Source organism: Nostoc sp. CHAB 5836, assembly GCF_020829445.1.
In the GTDB taxonomy this organism is placed as follows: domain Bacteria; phylum Cyanobacteriota; class Cyanobacteriia; order Cyanobacteriales; family Nostocaceae; genus Nostoc.
This window is the reverse complement of the sequence record NZ_JAIVFV010000222.1, coordinates 1-9,852: the sequence shown is the minus strand read 5'-3', so window position 1 is coordinate 9,852 and position 9,852 is coordinate 1. Positions and strand designations below refer to the sequence as shown.

At 40.4% G+C, this 9,852-nt stretch carries 5 protein-coding genes; all 5 read left to right on the top strand.

Annotated features, from left to right (window positions below; translation table 11 throughout):
* Nucleotides 1-287 precede the first annotated feature (287 nt).
* Nucleotides 288-3,758, top strand: a complete 3,471-nt coding sequence (locus LC605_RS28560) for an ATP-binding protein (RefSeq protein ID WP_229550821.1) — start codon at nucleotides 288-290, stop codon at nucleotides 3,756-3,758.
* A gap of 236 nt (nucleotides 3,759-3,994) precedes the next feature.
* Nucleotides 3,995-5,278 (top strand): RNA-guided endonuclease IscB, encoded by a 1,284-nt coding sequence (iscB, locus tag LC605_RS28555; RefSeq protein ID WP_229550820.1) that lies wholly within the window; start codon nucleotides 3,995-3,997, stop codon nucleotides 5,276-5,278.
* Between the two features lie 147 nt (nucleotides 5,279-5,425).
* Nucleotides 5,426-7,261 (top strand): EAL domain-containing protein, encoded by a 1,836-nt coding sequence (locus LC605_RS28550; protein WP_229550819.1) that lies wholly within the window; start codon nucleotides 5,426-5,428, stop codon nucleotides 7,259-7,261.
* A gap of 14 nt (nucleotides 7,262-7,275) precedes the next feature.
* Nucleotides 7,276-8,649, top strand: coding sequence for a response regulator (locus tag LC605_RS28545; protein WP_229550818.1), 1,374 nt, complete (start codon nucleotides 7,276-7,278; stop codon nucleotides 8,647-8,649).
* Nucleotides 8,650-8,932: 283 nt separating this feature from the next.
* A partial coding sequence (gene iscB, locus LC605_RS28540; protein ID WP_229550817.1) for an RNA-guided endonuclease IscB occupies nucleotides 8,933-9,852 on the top strand: 920 nt, incomplete at its 3' end.

Here is a 9,852-nt window from a genome sequence, read left to right as displayed (position 1 = left end):
CCTTCCCGCAGGGTAGGGGCGCAAAGGGAAGCGCATAGGCGCAACTCTTGGAGACGCACTCGCGTTCGCCTTCCCGTAGGGTAGGAACGCAAAGAGAATTCGCTACGAATTTATGAAATATTGTACTTAGCCAGTAAAACAAGTATGCAGCAAAATATTAGTGATTGTTTATACTTAAAAATATATGTTAGAACAAAAGCGTTGCTATTACGTAATAGTGCTGAAACAAAATGTAGCTTATATTGGGAAAATGCACCTAGTATATGCTGGGGAAGAATTAAACAATAATGTTATCCAAACTTCAGCCCGTCAAATCTGTTAATCGCTTAGTTGGCAAGGTTTATGCCAAGATGCCCCTGAGCTATATCCTGATTGTGCCCTTTATATTGCAAATTTGTGGGGCTGTGGGACTTGTAGGTTATCTTTCGTATCAAAACGGCCAAAAAGCGGTAAATGAGCTTGCTACTCAATTACAAAAAGAAATCTGCGATCGCATTGAACAACACCTTGATAGGTATTTAACGACCCCAAAGCAAATCAATCAAATCAATTTAAATGCGATTGAGCTAGGTTTGCTCGACCTTTCGGACTTTAAAACCACCGGAAATTACTTTTGGAAACAAATGCAGGTTTTCAATGTTGGCTACAACAGCTTTGCCAATCCGAAAGGTGAATTTATCGGTGTGGAACGTTTAGATAATGGCAAGCTGTTGATTAATGAAGTTAGCGAAAAGCATGGTATAGGCAAACTTGATGTTTACACTACAGACAACCAAGGAAATCGCCGCCATTTGCAGGAAGTCAAAAATTACGATCCTCGCGTAGAAGCTTGGTATACAGATCCGGTTAAGATTGGCAAACCAGTTTGGAGTCAAATTTATCAATGGGAAGATAAACCAGAGATTTTATCCATATCTTCCAGCTATCCTGTTTACGATCAAAATCGCAAATTTGTTGGGGTAATTAGTGTTGATTTGCTCTTGTCACAAATTGGCAATTTTTTAGTCAACTTAAAGGTCAAAGAGTCGGGTAACACTTTTATTTTAGAACGTTCTGGGTTAATAGTAGCTTCTTCTACTAGTGAACCACCGTATAGGATCATTAATGGTAAAGGAAAACGTCTATCAGCATTAGATAGTCAAAATCCTTTAATTAGACTCACAACACAGTCCTTGATTAAAAGGTTTGGCAGTCTTAAGCTTGTTGTGGATAAGCAACAGCTAAGTTTTACCGCCGATGGAATGCGTTATTTTGTGCAGGTAAAAAGCTGGAAGGACGAACTGGGTTTAGATTGGCTAATTGTGGCGGTGATTCCCGAAGACGAATTTATGGACGAAATTAACGCCAACAACCGCATCACTATTTTGCTGTGTATAGTTGCTTTTTTAGTAGCTACAAGAATTGGGATTTTGACTGCTCGCTGGGTAATTAAACCGATTTTACAATTAAACACATCAGCGAAAAAAATTGCTCTAGGCGAATGGGAGCAAACACCAGAAATTCAGCGTTCTGATGAGCTGGGGGAATTGGCCAAGTCATTTGAAACTATGGCAAAGCAACTCCAAGTATCCTTTAGTACTTTAGAAGCAAAGAATGTTCAGATGCAAGTCTTAAATGAGGCACTATCTCACAGTCATAGTCAGCTGACTCAATTTTTAGAAGCCATGCCAGTAGGTGTATTCATCATCGATGCTGAAGGTGAACCTTATTATACAAATCAAATTGGGCAGCAAATTCTTGGTCAAGGAGCGATTGCAGAAGTTAGCACCGAAAAATTGTCAGAGGTATATCATGCTTACCTTGCGGAGACAGATCAATTTTACCCCAGCGATCGCCTGCCGATTTTCAGAGCATTGCAAGGGGAAAGTCTCAGGGTTGATGATATGGAAATTCGTTGTGGTGACAAGATTACTCCCATTGAAGTTTTAGGAAAGCCAATTTATGATGAATTGGGAAATTTTGCTTTTGCGATCGCCACATTTTTTGATATTACCCAACGCAAACAAGCAGAAAAGTTATTAGCAAAATACAATCGTACCTTAGAGGCTCAAGTAAAAAAACGTACTGAAGAGTTTCAGCAAGTTATTGAGCAACTACAAACCACCCAAGAAGAACTGATTCAATCGCAAAAAATCGCTGCACAGGAGCAACAAGCAGCCGTTCGGGAAGCAGCGCGAAGCGCCGCCGCCAACCTCGCTAAAAGCGAATTCCTGGCTAACATGAGCCACGAACTGCGTACCCCACTCAATGCTATTCTCGGTTTCACCCAACTCATGAGCCGAGATTATTCGCTATCTGGCCAACATCAAGAAAACTTGGCAATTATTAATCGTGCTGGCGAACATCTACTCAACTTAATTAACGACATTCTAGAAATGTCTAAAATCGAAGCTGGCAAAATCGCATTAAATCGCAGTAGTTTTGACTTAATTGATCTGTTAAAGAACTTAGAAGAGATGTTGCACTTGCGTGCTGCATCTAAAAATTTAGAATTAGTGTTTGAATATGCACAAGATATTCCTAAATATATAGAAACGGACGAAAATAAACTCTGTCAAGTCTTGCTCAACCTCTTGGGAAATGCCATCAAATTTACTGTTACGGGGAGGGTGACACTACGAGTGAAATGGGAGCAGGGCGAGCAAAATCCCCCTCATCTCTTCTTCGAGGTACAAGACACTGGCTGTGGTATAGCCCCACAAGAAATTGACTTGCTGTTTGAGGCTTTTGAGCAAACTGAAATCGGCAGAAAATCGCAACAAGGTACGGGACTGGGTTTGGCCATTAGCCGCAAATACGTGCAATTGATGGGAGGAGATATTACTGTCAGCAGTATGCCTGGTGTTGGTAGTACATTTGCTTTTGATGTTCAGATTGCTCTAACTTGTCCCACAAAAATCTCGACAAACCAAATTAAATCGAAAATTATAGCTTTAGCACCTACTGAAAAAGCATACCGGATCTTAGTAGTTGACGACTGTAAAGAAAGCCGTTTGTTGCTAGTGAAAATTCTCACATCTCTCGGCTTTGAAGTCAAGGAAGCTACAGATGGTACTGAAGCGATCGCTAATTGGAAATCTTGGCAACCACACTTGATTTTTATGGATATGCGAATGCCAATTATGGACGGTTACGAAGCGACAAAAATGATTAAAGCTAAACAAATAGAGCATGGGGAAGCCCGTATGTTGCAGAGGTTCCCTAAGTTGTACTCCGTAGGAGAAGAAACTGCTGTCATGGGGGCTGGTGTCAATGGTGCATCCCTTTTGCCAACACCAACAGTCCTGGCTTCCTCTAGCGACTTCTCTGGAGTAACGTCGGATTGCTCCAATACACACACCCTCATTATTGCTTTAACTGCTAGCGCCTTTGAGGAAGAACGCCAGAAAATTTTGTCCATTGGCTGCGATGATTTTATTCGCAAGCCATTCACACAGGAAGTATTATTGGAAAAACTGAGCCAACACCTGGGTGTAAAGTATGCAAACCAAGTAGAAACCAGAAATACAACAGTTATCGATCAACCTCCACAGATGTTTGTTAATGTTGCCGAACTCCTGAGCAATTTATCACAAATGTCACCTGAGTTGCTCCAACAGATACATTATGCCGCAGCCAGCTGTAGTGATGAACTTATTTTAGAGTTACTTAAGCAAATTCCATCAGATAATGGTGAAGTTTTCCAACTTCTTAGGGATTTAGCAAATAACTACCAGTTTGAGAAAATTATGGAATTGACTAGAACAAATATAGAGTAAACTACCCACCACTGAACGGAGTACCGTTTCAGTGGGGGCGATTAATTGCCCAGAGTTTACCCGACTAAGTACCTTGAGTACTACGATTTTTAGGTCATCTCACCTACAAATACGAAGCCAGTTTGTAGCTCTGAGGTCAACGATTAAACAAGCATATTGGGTTGAAGCTAGTGTTGTTGGCGTAAAAAGCCTTTAAATCATTGTCCAGGCTAACTTTACCCGAAAGGAGGGACTTCATGTCCAAAGTATTCGTTATCGACCAAAATAAACGACCATTAGACCCAATCCATTCAGCACAGGCGAGGCAGTTATTACGAAACAAAAAAGCAGCCGTTTTTAGACGTTTCCCGTTCACGATCATTCTGAAAGAATCACGCTCTGACGCACCAGTTCAAGCACTAAGATTAAAGATTGACCCTGGTGCAAAAAACACAGGAATTGCATTAGTCAACGATTCTACAGGCGAAGTTGTCTTCGTTGCTGAGTTGAAACATAGAGGATTTGCAATTAGAGATGCTTTAACTTCCAGAAGGCAGCTTCGCAGAAGTAGAAGAAATCGCAAAACTAGATATCGTCAACCACGATTCTTAAATAGAACACGTCCACAAGGGTGGCTCGCTCCTAGCTTGCAAAGTCGGGTTGACAATATCAAAGCTTGGGTTGATAAGTTACGCCGATTTGCACGAATTGAGGCTATTAGTCAAGAACTAGTACGCTTTGATATGCAGTTGATGCGGAATCCAGATATCCAAGGGGAAGAGTATCAACAAGGTACTCTTTATGGTTATGAAACGCGAGAATATTTACTAGAGAAATGGAGTAGACAATGTGCCTACTGCCAAGTATTGGATGTTCCTCTTCAGGTCGAACACATTCACCCAAGAGCTAAAGGTGGTAGCAATTCCATCACAAATCTCGCATTAAGTTGCGAAAAATGTAACACCAAAAAAGGAACCAAGGATATCAAAGATTTCCTGAAAAAAGACTTGGCTAAAATCACAAAAATTTTGGCACAAGCTAAAAGACCATTAGCTGATGCAGCCGCAGTAAATACAACTCGGTGGGCGTTATTCAGAGTTTTAAAGTTAACTGGATTACCTATAGAAACAGGCTCAGGAGGTTTAACCAAATTTAATCGCAGTCAACAGAAGCTAGAAAAGACTCACTGGTTAGATGCGGCTTGTGTCGGCAAATCAACTCCAACACTCAACATTAAAGACATTAAACCATTGTTGATTACAGCTAACGGTCACGGGTCTAGGCAATCATGCAGAACCGATAAGTTCGGTTTTCCAAATCGACACGTACCTAGAAAGAAAATACATTTTGGTTTCCAAACTGGCGACATTGTTAGAGCAATTGTTACTACTGGTAAAAAGATTGGTAATTATGCTGGAAAAGTGACTATTCGTTCATCAGGTAGTTTCAATATTTCAACTAAGAACGGATTGATTCAAGGAATATCTCACAAATTTTGTAAGCGTATTCATGCAAAAGACGGTTATTCCTATGCAATTTAAATCCAATAAATTGGGAATTACTCAACTGTTCCTCTCATTGTTTTCGCATTCGCTCAAAGGCATTCAAGGAACGTTTCGTAATTCCCCCTCCATTCCTCTCACCACCAATCTGGGTACAGATTTGGTGGGAGTCTCCTGGAGGGTTAGATGAATTACGAATATTTAGACCCTAATAAAAAAGATATTTTGATCATTGACGATATGGCAGATAACCTGCGGGTTTTATCCTCCATATTGACAAGGGAAGGGTATAAAGTTCGTAAAGCCTTAAACTGGCAAATGGCACTGACAGCAACTCAAACCCTATTACCGGATTTGATTCTACTCGATATTATGATGCCAGAAGTAGATGGCTATGAAATTTGTCAGACCTTTAAAGCTTGGGAGCTAACAGCCGATATTCCGGTGATTTTTATTAGTGCCTTAGATGATGTTTTTGACAAAGTTAAAGCTTTTAAAGTAGGTGGTGTAGACTACATTACCAAACCTTTTGAGTTTCAAGAAGTTTTAGTGCGTGTGCAAAATCAACTGGCATTGAGGTCAGCGCAATTAGAAATATTGAAGCTAAATGTGGAACTAGAACATCGGGTAAAACAGCGAACTGGGGAGCTGGAAAAAGCTCTACAAAAACTTCAACAAGAAATCAATTACCGCCAGAAATTGCAAAGTCAACTGCTAGATATAGCACTCCATGATTCCCTGACTGGATTACCAAACCGAGTTTTGTTTATCAGGCGACTAGAAAATGCTCTCAATCAGGCGAAGCAAGAATGTAGTTATCAGTTTGCCGTACTTTTTTTGGACTGCGATCGCTTCAAAGTTGTCAATGACTCTCTTGGTCATTCAGTGGGAGATGAATTGCTGATCGCCATCGCTCACCGCCTGCAAGCTTGTCTGATGCCTATTGATACTCTAGCACGATTGGGCGGGGACGAATTTGGAATTCTCCTGGGAAATATTACAGATATCAATATAGCAATCCAAGTTGCGGAACGGATTATACAACAGCTATCACTTGCCTTTAAACTATCAAGATATGAAGTATTTATGAATGTCAGTATTGGGATTACTTGGGGCAATAAAGATTACGATCGCCCTGAGTATTTACTGCGTGATGCTGATACGGCAATGTATCGGGCTAAGGCTCAAGGAAGAGCCAAATATCACGTTTTCAATCCGGCGATGCATCAGGAAGCTATTCAGCTTTTAGAATTAGAAAATGACCTGCGAAGGGCTGTTGAAAGGCAAGAGTTCCTCGTTTATTATCAGCCAATTGTTTCCCTGACTACAGGCAGAATTTCTGGATTTGAAGCCTTGGTGCGCTGGCGACATCCGATTCGCGGTCTGGTTTCTCCCACAGAATTTATTCCTGTAGCTGAAGAAACAGGTTTGATTAATGCCATCAATACTTGGGTATTACAGTCAGCTTGTCATCAACTAAGCATCTGGCAACATTATCGAGTGATACCAGAACCTCTAACTATTAGCGTCAATTTGAGTGTGAGATTATTTACACAATCTAATTTTGTCGAACAAATTGATCGAATAATTTATGAAAGTAAAATTAACCCGATATACTTACAATTAGAAATTACAGAAAGTGTAATTATGGAAAATACTGATGCCATAAGAATAATTCTTCAACAACTAAGGCAGCGAGAAATCAAGTTGATTATGGATGACTTTGGTACAGGATATTCGTCTTTGAGTTACCTACACAGCTTTCCTTTTAATGCAATCAAAATTGATAAATCTTTCGTACAACGTATGCATGATAACAAAGAGAGTATGGGATTAGTACCAGCAATGATTGGCATTGCTAACTCAATGGGGATGAGTGCGATCGCTGAAGGTGTCGAAACCCCAGAACAGTTAGCCCTGTTGAGAAGTTTAAACTGTAATTTTGCTCAAGGATATCTATTTTCTAAACCCATAGAACAACAATTGGTTCTTAAATTGCTTGCCACTAACCCTCAATGGTAGCTACCAAAATCATAATGCCTGTTAATCAAACTAACCATCATAAAATAAATATTTTGGTGGTCGATGATACCCCAGATAATTTGCGACTTTTATCGGCCATGTTGACTGCACAAGGTTTTGAAGTTCGCAAAGCCTTAAACGGTAAAATGGCATTAACTGCGTGTCAAATGGTTTTGCCCGATGTGATTTTGCTCGATATCAATATGCCAGGTATGGACGGCTATCAAGTTTGTCAACAACTGAAAGCTGATGATAAAACTAGTAAAATCCCAGTAATTTTTATTAGCGCCCTGGATGATGTTGTAGATAAAGTAAAAGCCTTTGATGTTGGTGGTGTAGATTATATTGCAAAACCTTTTCATGGGGCAGAGGTGGTGTTGCGAATTGAAAATCAGATTAATTTACGTTTACTCCAAGTTAAACTACAAGAAAAAAACTTTCTACTCCAACAGGCTCTTGACAAGTTGCAAGCCTCTCAAGTTCAACAAATTCAGAACGAAAAAATGGTGGCACTAGGACAGTTAGTGGCTGGGCTGGCTCATGAGATTAATAACCCGATCAGCTTTATTTATGGGAATCTCCAATATGCTGGTCAATATGTGCAAGACCTAGTAAATATAATTGAGGTTTATCAACAGGAATATCCCAAACCCACACCAAAAATTCAGCAAATGGCTAAAGATATAGACCTGAATTTTATGATTAAGGATCTGCAAAACCTAATAGGTGCAATGTATAGAGGATCTGATCGGATTCGGGAAATTGTATTGGCACTACAACACTTCTCTCGGCATGATGAAGCAGAAATGAAGCGAGTAAATATTCATGAAGACATCGAAAACACTTTGGTGATGTTACGACATCGGCTCAACGAAGTAGGCGACCGTCCAGCAATTGTTGTAGTGAAAGATTATGGTAACTTGCCCCTAGTCACTTGTTATGCAAGTGAATTAAACCAAGTGTTTATGCATTTGTTGAATAATGCCATTGATGCAATAGAAGAGAGAGTGGGGAATGGCAGGGGGTTTAGCATTGCTAAACCCGTACAGGGAGCCGGGAATCAATCTTCTACTCCCTACTCCCTACTTCCTACTCCCCAAATTCGCATTCACACAGAGGTGACAGACTTGAATATGGTCAAAATTGCGATCGCTGATAATGGTCTTGGGATCGAAGAGTCGTTACGATCGCGTTTATTTGATCCATTTTTTACGACAAAAGCTGTGGGCAAAGGTAGTGGGCTAGGATTATCCATTAGCCATCAAATTATCGTGCAAAAACACCGCGGAAATATTACCTGTAGCTCATCTGTTGGCAAAGGAGCAGAGTTTGCGATCGAAATTCCCATAGAGCAACCTGATATCTCATGGCAGTTTTCAAAACGTTGAAAGAATTTCTTCCCGACTCTCCAGTCCAAAAGCGCCCATGCTTCAGTCAGAAACCCCACGGCTAAAGCCGGGGGCTTGAAAAAAGCCCACATCTGACCAGCTTAAGTGTTAAACAAACACTACGTTTAAGGCAAGCGTTCAAGACCTACCAAAGGATGCGTAGCTAGTCCTTTGCTCTAGAACTTAAAAGTTAAACAGGTTTAATGGGTTAAGCCAGTGCTTTTGAGATAGTTACCGACCTTAAACATTAGCGAAGCTCACATTACCCGAAAGGAGGCACATAATGTGCAAAGTATTTGTTTTAGATACAGAACGCATACCACTAGATCCAATTCATTCCGCACAGGCGAGACTTTTATTGAGAAACAAAAAAGCAGCAGTATTTAGACGCTTTCCGTTCACCATTATCCTTTTTGAATCACGTCCTGATTCATCTACATCACCCCTAAGATTAAAGATTGACCCTGGTGCAAAAACAACTGGAATTGCATTAGTTAGCGATTCAAATGGAGAGGTTGTATTTGCAGCAGAATTAAAACACAGAGGTTTTGCAATTCATAATGCTTTAACTACAAGACGCCAACTAAGACGCAGTAGACGCGCTAGGAAAACTCGTTACAGAAAACCAAGGTTTTTCAATAGAACTCGTCCTCAAGGATGGCTACCACCTAGCTTACAAAGTCGGGTTGATAATATCAAAACGCTCGTTGATAAGCTACGTCGATTTGCACCAATTGAGGCTATTAGTCAAGAGCTAGTTCGCTTCGATATGCAGTTGATACGGAATCCAGACATCCAGGGAAAAGAGTACCAGCAAGGTACGCTTGCCGGATACGAAGTGCGGGAATATTTACTCGAAAAATGGGGTAGACAATGCGCTTATTGTGGCGTTAAGGATGTTCCTTTTCAGGTTGAACATATTCACCCACGAGCGAAAGGGGGCAGTAATTCCATCACAAACTTAACGCTAAGTTGCTCTAAATGTAATACCAAAAAATGGACAAAAGATATCAAAGATTTCCTGAAAAAAGAGCAAGCTTTATTAACAAAGATTTTGGTGCAAGCTAAAAGACCATTAGAGTCGGCAGCAGCAGTAAACACAACCAGATTCGTATTGCTAGAAATTTTAAAGTTAACTGGATTACCTATAGAAACAGGCTCAGGAGGTTTAACCAAATTTAATCGCAGTCAACAGAAGCTAGA